Consider the following 17,678-nt stretch of genomic DNA (forward strand, 5'->3'; position numbering starts at 1 on the left):
ATGCTTATTTCAGAGCTTCTCCCGTGTGTGGTCGGGAGAAGCGATCAACTTGACCGAGTTCTATCGGCCAGTTCACTACGGCCTGAGGTTGCTCGCCTCAGCCTAGTTGTCGGCTTAGCCGGCTCGAATAAGGGGAAAGTGAATCGGGTAGCCTGCTCAGCTATCCGGATCGCAGAAAAAGGAACCTACCAAGATTGCACAGCTTGGTAGGTTCCTTTTTTGTTAATCGTGTTGGCGTGAGTCGTGGTGCCAGAGCAGAAGCGTGGCCAGATATCCAGCTTGGGATGGCAAGTCCTTGAGTTCATTCTCGGAGACACCCAAGTTATTCAAGGCCCGCCGCACGACTAGGTCTGTATCAAGGAATATCTCGGGAGCTCTTAGTCCTCGTAACGCAATGTAGTCTCTGGTCCACGGACCTACTCCTCGCAATGCGAGTAGCTGCGTGAGGAACTGCTCGTGGTCATGGATGAGGTGCTGGCCAAAGTCTTGATACCAGTGGGCAACCGTATGCAATGTTGTTGCCCGCGCCAAGGGACAACGAATAATGGACTGGATTTGCGCGGGCTCCAGTGAAGCAGTGGCTTGCGCGGTGGGGAATGCGCGTAGTCCCGACTGGTGTAATTCACCTAAATTTTCTACGTATCGTCCCGCAAGAGTTCGTGCGGCGGCTAAAGAAACTTGTTGACCAATGACGGTGGTAGCCAGGGCCTCAAAAATGGTCGGATAGCTAATCAACCTCAGGTGGTCAGATTCTTGTGCTAGGCGCGCAAAGCTGGGCAAGGTCTGCAAGGATGCGTAGGCCGACGAGGTATCTTGCGTGAGTCCGAACCAATGGTCAATTGTTGACCGCAGCTTGGGGAGCAGCTTAGCCGACGCATCGTGTTGAACTATGACAGCGTCGGGATCTAACGCCACGTGTACTTCTACTAGATTGTCGTCGAATCGCAAGATTCGGTGAACCTGCGCTGCCGCTTCATCTATTTCTTCTTGGCCCGGAAGCGAATGAAGTCTTAGTACCGCCAGGGTATGGGTAACGTCCAGCATTCCTGAAACGGTAAGACGAAGTGTCATGGTTACGCGGTCCAGATGCCTGAACTGTTGCGGCGGTGCGAGCCGATGAGGTGGGTGTCGACCATTCCGATCGCCTCCATGAGAGCGAACATGGTTGTCGGCCCCACAAATTTGAAGCCACGCTTTTTCAGCGATTTAGCCAGCTCTTTGGACTCGGGACTCTGTGTTGGGATCTCATCAAAAGAACGTGGCGCGGGTGTCTGTTCGGGCTTGAATGACCAGACGAAGTTTGCCAAGCCGCCTTCTTCGCGCATCATCAGCGTTGCCTCGGCATTGGCGATCGTTGCCCGGATTTTGAGTTTGTTGCGGACAATTCCAGCGTTATCCATCAGGCTGATGAAGTCATTCTCCGTAAACAAAGCGACTTTTTCAGGATCAAAGTTCGCGAAGGCTTCACGGAAAGCTTCACGCTTGGAGAGAATGATGGCCCACGAAAGTCCGGACTGGAAACATTCCAGGCTTAGGCGTTCGAAGACCCCGGCTTCGGTGTCTACGGGCATGCCCCACTCGGAGTCGTAGTAATCACGGAGCATGTCGTTGGACGCTGCCCATTGTGGGCGGGCGAGGCCATCTTCGCCGATAACAAGGTCTTCGGTCATGAATCCATCTTCGCATTGCGTGAGGTCAAGAGGATGTACTGAAGAAATGCTTCAGAATTTAGATACTCTTGGGACCTGATGAAGTCTACGCGAGCCGCGCTGAGCGCAGCGGTTTTTCTTCCGCATGTTCAGCGATTTTTGAGCTTGTTACATTTTGCGGTGACCTATCCATGAATCTGATGCAGTCTTTTCTGGGCGCTTGGTCCCGGGTAGCTGCAATGTGGTGCTGGGCAGAATTGAGCAGCGTTGTTTCTTTGAGTAGTGCTGTGAAGCTCTTTGCGGAGGGTTCAGTTTTTGGCTCATAACAAGTATCATCGCTATATGGCGATTATAGAGTCTCAAGGCGATGTATTAGTGAGGCGTGATGAAAAGACGGCAGAAGCTGCCCTCTTCCACGCGCTGGCTGATCCTACGCGTTTGTTGATTCTGGAACACCTTAAAACAGGTGAACACAAGGTCCGAGAATTAACCGATCACCTCGGGCTCGCTCAAAGTACCGTGAGTGCACACCTGGCCTGTCTGCGCGATACGGATCTAGTGAAGGTCAGAAGCCAGGGCAGGGCGAGCATCTACTCATTGGGACAACCCGGCTCTCTGGATCAGCTGCTGCTGATAGCACGCCAACTCATCCCACTGAGGACCCAGCATCATTGGCACGAAGCGCACACCAGCGACGAGACTCAGGGGGAGTAATGGGCCACGATCATTCACACGGTCACTCCCATGACCACTCTGACGCAAATCGAACTCGTCTAGCCTGGGCCTTTGGTATCACTGCGACTATCTTGCTAGCTGAGATCGTCGGCGCCATTGTCACTAGTTCGCTCGCATTGTTGGTTGATGCGGCGCATATGCTCACCGATACATTGGGACTGCTGCTAGCTCTGACCGCTGCGAACCTCATCGCCCGAAAGCCCACCACTAAGCGAACGTGGGGCTTTAGGCGTGCGGAGGTTCTCTCTGCAACGGTGCAGTCGGCATTGCTTTTGGCTGTAGGTATTTACGCTGCCATTGATGCGGTACGCCGACTGTTTACGCCAGAAGAGATTCACCCGACAGGTTTGTTGATCTTTGGTGTGATTGGTTTGCTTGGAAATGTCCTATCCATGTGGATCATCTCCTCCGGCCGCAACAACAACTTGAATATGCGGGCGGCATTCTTAGAAGTGGTCAATGACGCGCTCGGCTCCGTTGCGGTGATCGTCGCAGCGATAGTCATCGCCAGCACTGGATGGATGCAAGCTGACTCGGTTGCCGCGTTGGTTATCAGCGCACTGATTGTTCCTCGGGCGTTGAAGCTCCTGAGCGAAACTACGCATATTCTGCTGGAATCAACCCCGCGCGGACTTGACCTCATTGCAGTGCGAGAGCACTTGGAACGCCAGCCCGGAGTTATTGCCGTCCATGATCTGCATGCAAGTCAGATTGCATCAAATCTGCCGGTGCTCACCGCCCACGTGGTCGTCGAAGAATCTACCTTCTCGACGGGAATGGCCGGAGAGCTACTCAAAGATTTGCAAAAATGCGTAGCGGATCACTTCACCGTCAGCATCGAACATTCGACCTTCCAAATCGAACCTCCAACGCATCAGAGCACCGAGCACCAGCATGGGTGCGAGGATCAAGGGCATTAAAAGCGCGATTCAGAATACTGTGGATTAGTTTTGTCTAGGCTGGATCATACCTGAGTATGACGAGAGTGCTGATCAAGACAATCCTGTTGGTGGATGCCGTTCTGGCTAGGGACTTTATATTCTTTTAGTATGACTTCTGAAACCCTGCCAAAAATTGATTATGCGGTCGCCGCACGTGGTCTGACAAAGACCTACGGACATGACTCCACCCGAGTTGAGGCGCTTCGCAGCGTCGATGTCGCTTTTGCGCGGTCCAAATTCACTGCCATCATGGGCCCTTCCGGTTCAGGCAAGTCCACCTTGATGCACTGCCTAGCAGGTCTGGACTCAGCAGACGGTGGAGAAATTATCATCGGCGGCAAGAACCTGCTGTCGCTGAACGATGATCAGCTGACCGAGATGCGTCGTGAACAAATTGGATTCGTCTTCCAGTCCTTTAACCTCGTCCCAACAATCAACGCACAAGAGAACATCTTGCTTCCGTTGTCTTTGGCCGGAAAGAAGCACGACGAGGCATGGTTTGATACGGTCATCAAAGCTTTGGGCCTGCGCGATCGCCTAAACCACAAGCCGCACGAGCTTTCCGGCGGTCAGCAGCAACGTGTTGCCGTGGCTCGCGCATTGCTTACCCGCCCGGAGGTTGTCTTTGGTGACGAACCCACCGGCAACTTGGACTCTCGCACCGGTGCAGAAGTCTTGTCGCTGATGCGCTCTTCGACTCGAGAGATGGGTCAGACCATCATCATGGTGACCCACGATCCAGTGGCTGCGTCCTATGCCGACACCGTGCTGCTCATGAAGGACGGCAGCATCGTGGGAACCATCGAGGAGCCAACCGTGGCTACCGTGTCCGAGGCACTTGCCTCATTGGCGGAGTAAATAATGCTGCATGTAGCACTTTCTAATATCAAGACCTACGCCCGGCGCTATATTGCCGTCGTGCTGGCAGTGGCCATTGGTACTGCTTTCCTTGCAGCAACCCTGGCTGTAAATTCATCAACCCAGGCGACCTTGAAAAACTCCTTGGGGGAGTCGTACAAAAATGCCGACTTGGTGGCCTACTCAGATCCGAACCTTGACCCCGAAACAGCCGAACAAACCAGCTTCACCCTCAAAGAAACCGACGATATCCGGAAGCTCTCCGGAGTCACTGAAGCCTACGGTCTGGGCTATGCCTACGGTCAAATGCACACCTCGGACAACGGCTACAACGTCCAGGTTCAGCCGGTAGATCCAAAACAGGGTCTAGGCGGAATGGAACTTGTTGAAGGTCGTGCGCCGTTATCCAACAACGAGATGATCATCGATCAATCCCACGCCGAAGACATGGGTATCTCCGTAGGTGACGTTGTTGCGTTAGACGATGAACAAGGCAAAGCCCAAAACATAAAAATTGTTGGTCTTCAGCGTTCCTCAACCAACCCACAGACCTCGGCCTATGCCTTGGCTGGCATGAGCGAAAAAGCCTGGAGCAATTTCGCGGGAGAGCAGGCAAACTTCAATGACATCGTCATCAAGGGCGATGGTGCGCTGAACGCAGTCACCCAAGAGGTCCAGGATTACTTCGCGGATAAGAAGATGAAAGACATCGCGGTCGTCACCGCGGATCAAAAGGTCATTGACGACGTTGCGCAGATGACCGGTGGTACCGATCAACTAACCGTCGTCCTACTCATCTTCGCTTTGATTGCATTGGTCGTCACCGGCCTAGTCGTGGTCAATACCTTCTCCGTAGTCATCGCGCAGCGCACCCGTGAACTGGCACTGCTACGAATTCTCGGTGCCAAGCGCAAACAAATCCGAAGCTCGGTGCTACTTGAAGCGTTGGTCATCGGTGTCGTCGCTTCCGTCATTGGTGTTTTGCTTGCGGTCGCCTTGCTTGCCGGCTTGATCGCACTGCTTCATGCGCTGGTACCAAGCATGTCCTACGCTGCGATGGCAGTGACTCCGGTGGGACTGATTGTGCCCATCATCGTGGGTATTCTCATGACAGTGATCGCAGCCAGCCTGCCCGCGCGACGAGCCATGAAGTTGGCCCCGCTCGCAGCCCTTCGTCCATTTGATTCGGCAAGCGTCAAGAATCGTGCAGGAATCGTGCGAATTATCTTTGGTGCCATTCTTGCCGCGCTCGGCGTCGCCCTACTGATCTTTGGTGCGGTCAAGGGAGACTTGATTGTTGCCTTCCTTGGCGGGCTACTTTCATTCCCCGGAATTCTGATGCTCGCTTCGCTATTTGTTCCAAGTAGCGTTGCCGGGATTGGTAAGGCGTTTGCCGGCAAGTCGACTTCACGTCGTCTGCCAGCCCTGAACGCGGTACGCAATCCAGGTCGAACCACTGCCACCGCAACCGCACTGCTCATTGGTGTGACGCTGGTGTCCATGATCATGGTTGGTGGACAGACGGCCAAAGCTAGTCTGAACAACTCAGTTGCGGCCGAGTACCCAATGGACATGGCTGTTTCGTTCTTCGACGGCACCGCTGATGAAGCTAAGGCCAAGGAACTGGCTGAAAAGATCAATGACGTCGAAGGGGTCAGCGCAACAACCACCTTCGCCAGCACCACCGCTGAACTGGACGCAGACACTGGCGCGGACATGGGGTTGGACGGACCGGTGCAGCTTCAATTGCTCTCGGTGAATCCAGAAGAATTCTCCAAAACAGTCCTAGACCAGCAGATTGTTCCAAAACCAGGAGAGATAGTGCTCACCGGCTGGGACTTCGGGAAGCCAACCATCAAGATTGGCGACAAGACCCTCAAGGTCAGGGAAACTAGCGCTTTGCTTTCGGGTAGCCCCATCGCGGAAGAGACCTTGAAGACTTTAGGCCTCAAGAACGCGCAGACTTACCCGGGAATTATCGTCAAGGTGGATGAGGACGTCGCTGGTTCAAAGATCAATGAACTGGTCACCGAGATTTCAGACATCACCGGAGTAGATTCTTCGATGATTGACGGCGGCGTCGTCATGAAATCGATGTTCTCGCAGATCATTGACGTGCTGTTGACGATTGTTTCGGCACTCTTGGCGGTAGCAGTATTGATTGCACTGATCGGTGTAGCCAATACGCTCAGTCTTTCGGTCCTTGAACGTACCCGCGAGAACTCGTTGCTTCGTGCCTTGGGGCTAAAGAAGAAGCAGCTACAAAGCATGCTGGCTACAGAGGCCGTGCTCATCGGCGGTGTTGCCGCATTGCTCGGCATGATCCTAGGTGTCGCCTACGGTTTGTTGGGCGCACAGTCGGCGCTGTCCGAAATGGGCAAGATGACCTACTCCCTCCCTTGGCTGCAGCTCATTGCGGTCCTCGCGATCAGCATCATCGCTGCGTTACTAGCATCGATCATGCCTGGCCGACGGGCAGCGAAGTTGTCGCCGGTTGAAGGCCTGGCCACCGAGTAACAACAGAGCAATAAAGTGCGGGACCAACAGCAGTTCACAAGAGCTGGCGTTGGTCCCGTTTCCTCGTTATGGCATCGGAACAGATAGAAATAGAGTGTTTCCCATGAACATAGAACTCACTCGGTTCAGGGTCCTACCGGGAAAATCCGCAGCTGTTGATGAATGGATGGACCTTCTAAACGATAATTTGCCCGCTGTGCTCAAGACTTTGGACGACGAAAAGATGTACGTCGAAACCATTTTTAGCGAGACCTTGGACGGCATCGATTATCTGTACTGGTACAGCATTCAAGGCGAAGGTGGAACAGAGGTTCAGGACTCAAATCATGAGATCGACAAAGCGCATTTGAAGTTCTGGAAAGAATGCATCGACCCAGATTTTCCACCGCAGGATCTTCAAACCCGGGTGAGCATGATTCCAGATCAGATACGTTCGAGCATGAAGCGAAAACACGTAGTGCAATCTTGAATGGCCGGTTCCATATTTGGAACCGGCCATTCAAGTCTCTAGCAAAAGCTAGTTACGCAGAGTGATCGTCGTGGCCATTGCTGGGGAACGACCCGTAGTCACGAAGCCCGAGATATTAGATCCTGGGTGCTTGATGATGTCGGTAATGGAACCCAAATGCCGACTCAAATCGATCTTGTCCTCAGGGGCAGCAAGTACCAAATGGAAGCCGAACTCTTGAAGAGCACGTATGCCTGCAGCGGCATATTCGGAGTTGGCCTGAATAAAGGCCTCATCGATCATGACCGTGCCGTAGGAAGTGAATCCTGCCGATGCAAAGCCGAGCTGGTAAGCCAGTGCGGCACCCATGATGAAGGAAGTAAAGCGCTGACCTTCACCACCAGAAAGAGTTCCCGGCTCCAAACCAGTTTCAATTTCACCATTGGACTTGTGCTCGTTGCAGCTAATCATGACATGCTGACGGACATCAAGAACCGTTGAACGCCAAGCATTCATCGCCGGGTCGCTCAATGCGGAAACCAACGCTTCCAATGCTTGGTAAGAGGTAGCCAAGGACGATTCATCCTTAGTTGTGTAGGCCTCCTGTAACGCATCCTTCAACTCTTTACGGAAGTTTCCGGCCTCCACCGGAACGGCATTCTCAACTTCCAAACGCAAGATCGATCCATGCTCAAAAGTTACCTCCGCAAGAATCTGATTCAGCGGCTTAATACGTTCAGAGATCATCCGACGTTCTTCATCAAGCAACTGCAAAAGATCACTGAACCGCTCGTATGAACGGTTGGCAAAGTATTCGCGGAACTGAGCCTCATGGTGAGGCAGACCGTCCGCCACAATCTGCTCATGCAACTGTGTGTAGTGTTCGGCGGCCTCGGCCGACGTTCCGTGAGTCTGTGCGTGGGAGGTACCAAATTCACGGGCAAAACGACGGAACGTTTCGCTCAACGCACTACCAATTTCTTGGCGCTGACTACTCAACGAGTTAACCTGGCTACCCAGCTGGAGCTTGATCTCAGCGAAAGCTTCACTGATCTGTTCGCTCGGTGGGCAGCTACCAGAGATGACCTGTTCTAGAACAGGACCGAGCAACTGGTGCTGACGAAGCGACAGTGGAATCTCTTGCTCCCAGTTTGCCGCTGGTTCCTGCACGGTAGAAAGCACCTGCTCCGCACGCTGGACCTGCAACTGCAAATCTTGGATGTGTGAACGAACCAAAGCCAGATCACCCACCAGCTTTTCTGCCTCAGCCTTGGCAGTCTCAAGCTGTTGGCGGACCCGAGACGAATCACCAGACAAGGACAGCGCATCGCCTAGCTTTTGCTCACCGCGACGTAATGCTTCAAGTGCAGCAGAAGAATCAAGCTGGCTGAAACTACGTTCATCAGCGATGATCGCCTTGAGCAGCTGCGACTTGGTAACAACTTGATTCTTCGCATCGCTACGCTGATCCGCGGCTGCTTGTGCTTTGACGATTTCCTGTTCTTGACGGGCAGCCTTGGCCTGCAGTTCAGAAATCTTGGACTCGTTGGTGAAGCCCAAAAGGTACTCGGAGGCAGGCAACCCTCGGGTATCACGCTCAAAGGTTCCGGCACCGGTCTTTATGGTTCCTGCCGGCGTGATGGCCTTGGGATGCACATGCATTGCTGCGTCGTTATCAACACAGGCCAAAGGATAGTCAGCGGTGATCTTGGCTTTCAACCAGCTGCCTGCGTCATCTGGAGCGAAGTCCAACTTGGTGACCAGATCTGCAGGTCCAGCCTCAGCAGGCTTAGGCTGTTGCGAAATATCGGTCCAGCGCACACGACCCAGCCCATCAAGCTGGTCGATAGCATGGGTGACCTGTGCAAGTAGTTCACCAGGTACTAAAAGGGTACGGGCCAATGAATGCAAAGCCTTTTCAGCGGCCAGTCGCCAGTTTGCAGAGTCGGCAGAAACATCCATGAGCTCACCGGCGAAAGGCAATTGATCTTCGCGTAGTGAACAGGCTGACGTGATGGCTCGACGGGCGGCAATTGAACGCTCATCGATATTGCTGGCACGACGCTGGTACGAACGAATTTGCTCATCCAGCGACTCGGCCCGCTTACGAAGATTGACCAAGGTAGCCATGGCTTCATATTCGACGGTTTGGGCGTCGTGAGTAATCGAGGTCAACTGCTGAAGCGTGCGAGCAGCGTTGGCGCGTAGCTCATCAAGTCCGGTGGCGGAGAACTCGAAGCTCAGGCCAGCATCCGTTGCCTGCTGCTGCAGAGCCCGGACAATGTTCTCTTTTTCACTCAGTGCTTTGCGAGCCACATCCGCTTCACGCTCAAGTAGCATCAGCGATGCCGAACCGGCCGAATCGTGGGCCGCTTCTAGAGACTGCAATTGATCATCAAGCTGCTCTTTGCGCTGGCGCAGTTCTTGCTCTTTGGCCTGCAACGTGGCCAATTCACTTTGATGAGAGGCCAAATCATTGCGCAGCACCAGCTGACGCACTTGAGATTCAAGAGCCTGCACGTCAGTATCTAGAAGCTGACGAGTCTCGGTGATCTGCTGCGCTAATGAACGGTAGGCCTGATCCTGGGCAGGGACTTCGGCCAGAGCATCACGTTGTGCCCGAGCAGTATCCAACTGACGGTAAATGCCACGCAGGTGGGCGAAGTCCTCCACCGCGGCTGCAGCGGCTTTCAGCGTTGCTGGTTCTTCAAGCACTTCATGGCGGAAGAACTGGTTCACACCTTTGGCTAGTCCCTTACCGTTTTGCAAGGTGCGCAGCAGGGCAAACGCCTTATCGCTTTCCACACCTAGTCGACGGCGTAACCGCTCGATAAACGCCTTATGCGTGTCAAAAGCCTCGGTAGGAGCCAAGGCTTTGGACAGCGAAGAGACCGTGAAACGGCGTGGGCCGTGATTCTCCAGCTCTGCGATATCCACTTTGCCTTCACACAAGAGATAGTGCTTAGAAACCTGGCCTTCCAGACCAGCGTCGGGCAAATCAAAGACGGCGCCGGCGGTGAGCGTATTGCCCATGCCGTCGTCGTAGCTGAGGATGATTGCGCTCCAGGTCGCCCCCGGACGCTGATAAACGGTGCCTTCGCTGGTCTTAAACTGCCGGCCACGCATATAGGAGAACGTGGTGCGACGGTCCTCCCTAGTTGCTGCATCATTGGCTGATTCGTTAAGTCGAGGGGTAGCGAAGAAGACGTGGCCCATGGCGTCAAAAAGGGTCGATTTACCCACACCTGGGTGACCGGTCACCAGTGTGCCGGCGCGGTCCACCAGCAAATCATGAAGTCCGTGGAAGGTACCCCAATTAACAATCTGCACCCGGCTCAGTCGATGCTGGCCTGGATTGATCGCGCCGCCTAACGGAAGAGTCATTGCAATGCTCATCGGTTACTCCTGCACCAACTCGGGGGTCTGTTCAACAAGGTCATCGTTCTCATCAGCCAAAAGGTTAAACGCCGGTTCATTGGCATCGATAGCTGCGATATAACGAGGGATGTCTTGGATATTGTTCAATGGCAGAGCCATCGCCAGCGCAGGGGAGATACGGAATTCGTTCTCCAATTCGGTGCTGGTCAATAGTCGCAAGGACTGCAGACGGGCAATGGCTGCATCACATGATTCAGCAAAACGCTTGTCATCGCGGTCAGTTGACTGACGGTGCTCAGCGAGGATTTCGTGCATCGTGGACCGGGACGCGACTGCGTCGTTTCCACTTCCGGCCTGCTGTTCCAACATCAGTCTCAGACGCAAAGCCAGGAGCGTTTCATCGCGCTTGAGCGGGCGGCGAGGTGCAATTGGAGCGGTGTGCACCTGCTCAATCTGTGCTGGGGCCAGCATGGCGATCTTGCGATCCATGTCCAAAGTCAGTGTCAAGAAAATTTCCGAAAAGTAATCGGTGACTGTTTGCTGCTGATCAAGGAGCAATTGCCAAGCTGCCGCATCAACCGATCCATCAAGGTAAGGACCACGCAGTAGGCGGACCAACAGCTGGCGCAGCGGAAGAGAGAAATTTCCGGTATCACCGTCGAACAGCGGTTCGGCGATCGGTGCGGCGTAGGCATCGTTCGTGGTCATAGCGGCTCCTTCGTGAAGCGTAGGGCAGGCAGGATTGCGGTTCTCATCGAGCCATCAAGTTGTTGGAATTCAATGTTGATCAATTCGCTCTCGTTGAGCGACTCACCATTGGTGCGTCCGATTTCGACCAATGCACGGATGGAATTCAAATGACGGTGTTCATCATCTAGAGTGTCAAAGACGGCATCTAGGCTCACTGCCTTGTCAGTTGATGCTTCCAGCTGGGAAGTAATGGAGGCGCGTAGCAACCCCATATTTGCTTGCGGAGTGCTCGGGTTGCGAACGATATCGGATTCGCTGTACGCAGGTGCTTGAGCCAACGGGGGAGGCGCCACATGCTCGGAAGGGTCATAGATCCCGAGACCAGAAAGTGTCATGAGCTGCGGAGTGTAAAGATCCATAGGCGTCAGCCCACTACGTGGTTTCAGCGCAGTGGACTTGCTGATGGCAAGTTCCGCTTCACGCACTGCTTGACGCAGAAGTTCAGCCTGCTTGTAATCTTCGGACTGCACAAAGGCGTGCAGAGACTCGGAAAGTTTGCCGTAGGAAGTATGAACTTCGGCGGCCTGTCGCCGTAGCTCACGCAACAGATTGGTCAGAATCTGACGTTCTGTGGAATCAAGATCATCGACGAAATCGCGTTCAAGCACTTCGGCAAGAGCAGCGCGGAAACGTTGCTGCGCGTCAGGTGAATTGAGGAATTCGGTGAATCCACTAAAGGTTTCGCCCTCCGCGGTGGAGCGCAACTGTCGGTCGGCTTCAAGTACCTGACCGACGGCCACGCCCTTTGCTGTCGAAGCATCAAGAATGCCCTCACGCAGGGAATGCAACATATCCTGGACACCGTCGCGCATGCGGCGGAAGTCTGCGGGCAAGCTTGAGGCGAGGTCCAAGAGCGAACGTGTTGCCGACAACGCCGTGGTACGCGAAAGAACCGCTGGTTCATCACCGGTGCGCAATTGCTCAATTTGTGCTTGGCGTATCGCTATCTGCGATTCAAGAGCACGAATACGCGCTTCAGGGTCCGGGTCGGTTTCATGGACCAAGGACTCCAGCGAGGACAGCAAGGTGTTCAGCCGCGACGAGTTTAGATGCGAGTCGTCGGTGGAAAAATCTGCCAGGAAACGCAGTGAGCGTAAGGTTTGGGCGCTGGGTTCATAAACGAAGCGTCCGTCAATGAGCGGGCGGGCCAAGATCCCTTGCTTGACCCAGCTTTCAGCAAAATCTTGGGCAGAGTAAGACTGCGGGATCTGCTCGTCACTTTTGCGTGCTTGCTTCAGGAAAGAATCCAGCGAAGCGTGAAAAAGCTCCAGTGCAATACGGGATCGATCTGCGGTGAACTCGGCTCTGATAAACGCAACTGCCCATGGTTGGGCCGTCAAAAGACGATATGCTGCCGAACCTTTGAACTGCTGAGCCTGAAGCCACAAACTATTCGCGCGGTGCGAGGGCTGCATGTACTTCCTTGATCTTTAGGACGCCTAACTAATCAATTCTAAATCATTGGCCTCAACAGAAAATGTGAATCCATCCCACCGAGGCGTCAATTCGTAACAGATTAGGAAGAATCGCCGGTGAAGGGCTGTTGTCGCATACCCAATCTGTGTAGGGTCGCATTAACTAGATGACAACCGGTTTTCTGCAAGTCTTTGAGGCTGAGCGGAGTGCGCGGAGGTGGCGTTCACTGAAGTTCTTGCGAGTAGCAATATCCATCAGCTTGGTCATGGCTCTGGCCGCGTGCAGTGACCAAAGCGACCCACAATCAGCCTCACAAGATGCGGCCGCCAGTGGACAAGTGCAGTCAGAAGATCAACGCGTTAATAGCGTCAAAGCGGAGATCAATAGGCTTGCCGACGGCTACGACTATGACGCGGCGATAAAACTCGCCAAGGATTCTGACAGCGATGAGCTCAAATCAATGGCCCGGGGACTAGAAGAAGAAAAAGCTCAAACCACCGCGTGGGAACATCCGGATCAAATCCCACACCTTTTCTTCCACTCACTAATAGTTGATACCGACCGTGCCTTTGACAAGGAAAGCAGCTCGGCCGGGTACGAAGACTATATGGTGACCCAGAAAGAGTTCGCACAGATCCTCAACGAGGTCTACAAGAATGACTTTGTCCTAGTTAATCCGCAGGACTTCGCGTCGCTTAATGACCAGAAGAAGATGGAATATCGACAGATCATGCTGCCCAAGGGCAAAAAGCCTCTGGTGCTATCGGTCGATGATCTCAGCTACTACGAATACATGGAAGGCGATGGATTCGCCAGCAAGCTCATCATTGATGATCAGGGCAAGGTCCGCAACGAATATGTTGACGCGGCAGGAAAGAAGCACACCGGCGCCTATGACGTCACCACCATGGTTGACGACTTCATTCAAGAACATCCGGATTTCACCTACCGCGGCGCCCGCGGGATCGTGGCAATGACGGGCTACAACGGTGAGTTTGGCTACCGCACCTCTGCAAGCCAATATCCGAAGAACAAGAATCTGGCACATGACCAGAAAGATGCAACGACCATTGCTATGGCGATGAAAAACACCGGGTGGGTTTTTGCTTCACATTCGTGGGGCCATATCCAGACCGGTTCGGTGAGCATGGGACGCTTGCAGCGCGACACCAAGCTCTGGAAAGAAGAAGTTGAACCAATCGTCGGCCACACAGACCAGTTCATCTACCCCTACGGAGCCGATCTTGCGCACACCAACATCTATTCAGGGGCACGGTACGAGTACCTGAAGGACCAAGGATTTAACTACTTCTACGGTGTCGACGGGACCACTGAATCTTGGATGCAACAAGTCGGGGGATACCAGCGACAGATGCGTATCAACGTTGACGGTCTTCAATTTGCGAAGGAAAAAGCCGGAGACCGGCCGGTGCTCTCCTCCTTCTTTGACGTAGACAAGGTGATCGATCCAGCGAGAAAAGCGCTGGATCGACCAACATCGTCTACAAAGCCATAAAGGCTCCCAACTGCGATAAAGCAGCAGGGGACGAGGGCAGATAATCGGTGAGGCGCTCGCTACGCACGATGACCGCTTTCCACTGGCCTCGCGAAATCGCCACATTGATCCTGTTGCGGTTGAGCAAGAAATCGATGCCACGGGACGCATCATCGGCACTGGAACAAGCCATGGTCATCAAAACCACCGGAGCCTCTTGCCCCTGGAACTTATCCACCGTGCCAACTTTGACTGCTTCGAAGCCCTGGGCTGCTAATTCTTCACGGACTAGATTCACCTGAGCGTTGTATGCAGCAACCACAAGAATGTCGGCGGGTTCCAAAGCGCGAGCAGGCTTACCCGGTCCCGGGGTCCACGACAGCCCAAGATGTTCTCGAACCAATTGGATGACCGCTTCGGCTTCTTGCCCCGAACTGACAGTATTGCCTCGGTGTTCCACCAAACGGGTGCTGACCCCGGCCGGTGTACCGTCCAATACTCGTAGTCCAGCAGCATCAGCGGAGAACAGCTGGTTGTCGTAGCTCAAGGCTGAGACCTTGGCACACAAAGCTGGGTGCATTCGCCACGAGGCGGCAAGGAAATACCCTAGCTCCGTAGGCAACACGGGCGCGCCTGCCGAGAGCCAACCTAATGCTGACTCATCTACCGGCTGCGGATGCGAGCCCTGCGTAACCTGCGGCAGCTGCTGCGGGTCACCGAGCAACAACAAGTTACGGGCAGCCCGGGAAACCGCCAAGGTATTGGCCAGCGAGAACTGTCCGGCCTCATCAATGACCAATAGGTCCAAAGATCCCGCGGGCACCTTGGCACCGGTTAATGTCCAAGCAGTTCCGCCGATTAGCGCACCGTCGGCAGAGCTCAACGCTTCCGCGACAGAATCCTTAGAAGTTCCTGCCCAAGGTACCGGGTCCTTGTGTTTGACCTCCTTGGCCACCACCTGCGGATCAACGCCGGCTTCAACAGCCTTACGAAGCACATTTTCTACTACGGCGTGGGACTGAGCGACAACGCCGATTTTCCACCCATCATCGATCAGTTCACGGATCACATGGGAGGCGACGAAAGTTTTGCCGGTTCCTGGAGGACCCTGAACGGCAAGATAAGAATTATCAAGATCTTTGATCGTTTCAACCACAGCCGAGTAAATCTGGGGATGGCCATCCACTAAAACAGGTTGCGCCGGCGCATCCAGAGTCTTTAGCCGCGGTGCAATGCGACGCAAAATATCGATGCCCGGTTGCTCCGGAAGTGTAGGGACGGTGGCCCCGACCTTTTGCGCAATTTCATTCAGCGCATCATCGATGCTCTTGGTCATCAATGGCTTGTCCGGCGTGAGTGCTACCGGGAAAGAACCATAGGGCGCAATCTTTGCCGTGGATTTTTCCGAGACAATAATCCAGCCTTCGCCCACCTGAACCACGGAGGTATTAAAAGCGCCGCCACGCAACGATTCATCAACTTCCATACCTTCAGGAAGCGGAGCTGCAAACATCGCAAAAACCGAGGATCCGGGGGAGAACAACGATCCTTCGGCGAGGGTGCCGGTAAGTTTCGTGATGCGGGTCAGCGTGCGGGCCCGTTCGGTGGCCTTATGCCAGTCCTCAATGACCTGCGCAGAATCAACAGAAAAGACCCCTCGAACATCGCTCCATTCATCAAGTGGCGCGGAGAGCCTATCGAAGTGCTCCCACCAGTACTGCTTTTTCTCCCGGCGGTTGTAACCGGTAGCTGCGGCAACCATGGCAATGGCACGGTCATCTTCACTCAGCGGCTGCCCTTGGGGTAGGGCTGCGAGGTAATCCTGTAGTCGTAGCTCTTCGGCAGTCGGTTCGTAGGCGTTGTCGGATTCATCTGGCAACGGCATCTGCCCAAGTGACTGCGGGTGGTGTTCTTCTAGGGTGAGCAACCAGTCGCGTAGTCGCAACGTTGATAGGCAGTCATACTCGTTGTAATCAGCGATGGAATCCAGCACAGAGTTGGCGGTAGCCGTGTCGTTGGCGGTTCGCGCCTGCATGTACTGCGCGTAAGCGACCACCGAGGCGCCGGCGTCGGTGACATCGCCACCACGAAGATGCGTACCCATATATAAGGGTTCAAGCTTCTTGATGGAGTACGAGCGTGTGGAAACCACCAGCGAGTTGCGCACGGTTTCATAGAGGTCCACGAGCAAGTTTTCGCGCAACCACGTATCAACTTCTTCTTCACCAGCGATGTGCACCTGCGACAGTTTGCGAAGGGCACTCTTTTCGTAGGCCGCATAATGGTAGATCTTCATTTGCGGGAAGCGTTGGCGACGTTCTTGAACGTAGCTGATGAAGTCTAGGAACGCTTGCCGCTCCTCTGCCCGGCTATGCGCCCAAAATGGTCTAAATACCGGTTCGCCACTGTCATGTTCAACAACGCCGAACAGGTATTCCAAGCCCCACGAACCATCGCTGGGTTCCTGATATAGCGGGTCTCCCTCAAAATCAAAGAAGATATCGCCTGGATTAGGCGCCGGCAACTCAGAGATTGTTTGGGTGGACTTAACCCGGAAGCTGACACCCTGCACTTGACCATCAATTCGGCCAAGTCCCAGTTGCATCTGTGCTTGGTCAACGATTCGGGCCAGCGAAGTTCCTGGCTGGGTCTCAACGGCAGCCAATTCTTCGATGGTGAAAATCTTGCGCTGACGAAGCTTTTCGCGTTGCACCATGGACATGCCAGCAACCAACAATACGTCGCGCGTTGCCTGTATCTGCTCAGCGCAGTAGTCGCACCGGCCACAGATACGAATTTCGTCAGAGTTCCAAGACACCGGTTCGGTCGCCAAAAGATGCTCGTTGATCATCGTTAGGAAGCGTGCGCGTTGCGCCCGGAAGACCGGGAGCACTTCATCCACGCGATGCACCGAGTGTGTGCCGTCTCCGAGAACTAGGGTGGTTTTAGTTGATACGGAAATGCCCTCGGCGATCATTTGATCTGCGTAGGAGGCCACCTGTAGCAGTGCGCTAACGCGAGCATGGCGAGCGAGCTTGGTGTCCCATACGGCCCATGAGCCATCGGCTTGGCGGACCAAGAAGTCGGCAAATCCGATGAAGGAACCATCAAAGAAGGTGGCCTGGAAGATGACATCGGCGCCGCTGCGAAGCACCGCCAAGGTTTGTGCATGAGCTTGGCGCAACCCTGCGGGGCTCATCTGCGGACGGTCGTTGAACTGCTTAACGCCGGTGCCTTTAACAGGGTCGTACTCTCCGTAGGTATCGATCAGTTCTGCGAGGACGTTGTGTTCGTGCACGTCTCCAAGAATCGCGGTGCGTTCTAGCATTTCGTCGCGGACTTCTTCCGCGGCTGGCCGGCGGCCGAGCTTAACGTCGAGCTTAAAGAGTGACTGAAAATTGCAGTCAACAGAAACTGCAAGGTCGCTGGCGGAGAAGATGAATTGATCTTCTAAAAAGAACACGGGGCCGGCGCCTTTCGCTGACTGATAC

At 54.3% G+C, this 17,678-nt stretch carries 12 protein-coding genes; 6 read left to right on the forward strand and 6 right to left on the reverse strand.

Annotation, left to right across the window (positions count from 1 at the left end; all coding sequences use genetic code 11):
• Window positions 1-222: 222 nt before the first annotated feature.
• Window positions 223-1,071: a DNA-3-methyladenine glycosylase family protein gene (locus tag AC1Z3F_RS00555; protein WP_483566301.1), complete on the reverse strand. Its 849-nt coding sequence runs from the start codon at window positions 1,069-1,071 to the stop codon at window positions 223-225.
• Window positions 1,072-1,073: 2 nt separating this feature from the next.
• The gene (locus AC1Z3F_RS00560) at window positions 1,074-1,670 is read right to left on the reverse strand and encodes a DNA-3-methyladenine glycosylase I (protein WP_483566302.1); all 597 of its coding nucleotides are present in this window, start codon (window positions 1,668-1,670) and stop codon (window positions 1,074-1,076) included.
• Between the two features lie 321 nt (window positions 1,671-1,991).
• Here AC1Z3F_RS00560 and AC1Z3F_RS00565 point away from each other — a divergent pair, with 321 nt between their 5' ends.
• The 5 genes from AC1Z3F_RS00565 to AC1Z3F_RS00585 all read left to right on the forward strand — a co-directional run bounded on the left by AC1Z3F_RS00565 (window position 1,992) and on the right by AC1Z3F_RS00585 (window position 7,169).
• Complete coding sequence (locus tag AC1Z3F_RS00565) at window positions 1,992-2,363, forward strand: ArsR/SmtB family transcription factor (protein ID WP_131090296.1); 372 nt, start codon at window positions 1,992-1,994, stop codon at window positions 2,361-2,363.
• Window positions 2,363-3,304 (forward strand): cation diffusion facilitator family transporter, encoded by a 942-nt coding sequence (locus AC1Z3F_RS00570; RefSeq protein ID WP_131090295.1) that lies wholly within the window; start codon window positions 2,363-2,365, stop codon window positions 3,302-3,304. Before AC1Z3F_RS00565 ends, AC1Z3F_RS00570 begins: the two co-directional genes overlap by 1 nt.
• A gap of 129 nt (window positions 3,305-3,433) precedes the next feature.
• Window positions 3,434-4,183, forward strand: coding sequence for an ABC transporter ATP-binding protein (locus AC1Z3F_RS00575; protein WP_262198353.1), 750 nt, complete (start codon window positions 3,434-3,436; stop codon window positions 4,181-4,183).
• Window positions 4,184-4,186: 3 nt separating this feature from the next.
• Window positions 4,187-6,700, forward strand: coding sequence for an ABC transporter permease (locus tag AC1Z3F_RS00580; RefSeq protein ID WP_483566303.1), 2,514 nt, complete (start codon window positions 4,187-4,189; stop codon window positions 6,698-6,700).
• Window positions 6,701-6,803: 103 nt separating this feature from the next.
• Window positions 6,804-7,169, forward strand: a complete 366-nt coding sequence (locus tag AC1Z3F_RS00585; protein WP_483566304.1) for a DUF6176 family protein — start codon at window positions 6,804-6,806, stop codon at window positions 7,167-7,169.
• Between the two features lie 48 nt (window positions 7,170-7,217).
• On the opposite strand, the gene AC1Z3F_RS00590 is transcribed toward AC1Z3F_RS00585, so the two are convergent.
• Genes AC1Z3F_RS00590 through AC1Z3F_RS00600 form a run of 3 tightly spaced genes read right to left on the reverse strand, consistent with a single transcriptional unit; the run spans window position 7,218 to window position 12,691 of the window.
• Window positions 7,218-10,544 carry an ATP-binding protein gene (locus AC1Z3F_RS00590; RefSeq protein ID WP_483566305.1) on the reverse strand — a complete coding sequence of 1,109 codons (3,327 nt, stop codon included), beginning with the start codon at window positions 10,542-10,544 and terminating at the stop codon, window positions 7,218-7,220.
• A 3-nt stretch (window positions 10,545-10,547) separates the two neighbouring features.
• Window positions 10,548-11,234 (reverse strand): DUF4194 domain-containing protein, encoded by a 687-nt coding sequence (locus AC1Z3F_RS00595; protein ID WP_131090290.1) that lies wholly within the window; start codon window positions 11,232-11,234, stop codon window positions 10,548-10,550.
• Complete coding sequence (locus AC1Z3F_RS00600) at window positions 11,231-12,691, reverse strand: DUF3375 domain-containing protein (protein WP_131090289.1); 1,461 nt, start codon at window positions 12,689-12,691, stop codon at window positions 11,231-11,233. Before AC1Z3F_RS00600 ends, AC1Z3F_RS00595 begins: the two co-directional genes overlap by 4 nt.
• A gap of 167 nt (window positions 12,692-12,858) precedes the next feature.
• Between AC1Z3F_RS00600 and AC1Z3F_RS00605 the strand changes: the two genes are divergently transcribed.
• On the forward strand, window positions 12,859-14,208 hold the full coding sequence (locus AC1Z3F_RS00605; protein WP_483566306.1) for a polysaccharide deacetylase family protein: 1,350 nt from the start codon (window positions 12,859-12,861) through the stop codon (window positions 14,206-14,208).
• Here the strand turns inward: AC1Z3F_RS00605 and AC1Z3F_RS00610 are convergent.
• Window positions 14,195-17,650, reverse strand: a complete 3,456-nt coding sequence (locus AC1Z3F_RS00610; RefSeq protein ID WP_483566307.1) for a TM0106 family RecB-like putative nuclease — start codon at window positions 17,648-17,650, stop codon at window positions 14,195-14,197. The genes AC1Z3F_RS00605 and AC1Z3F_RS00610 overlap by 14 nt on opposite strands.
• Window positions 17,651-17,678 lie beyond the last annotated feature (28 nt).

It is taken from the genome of Glutamicibacter sp. MOO4 (genome assembly GCF_056934395.1).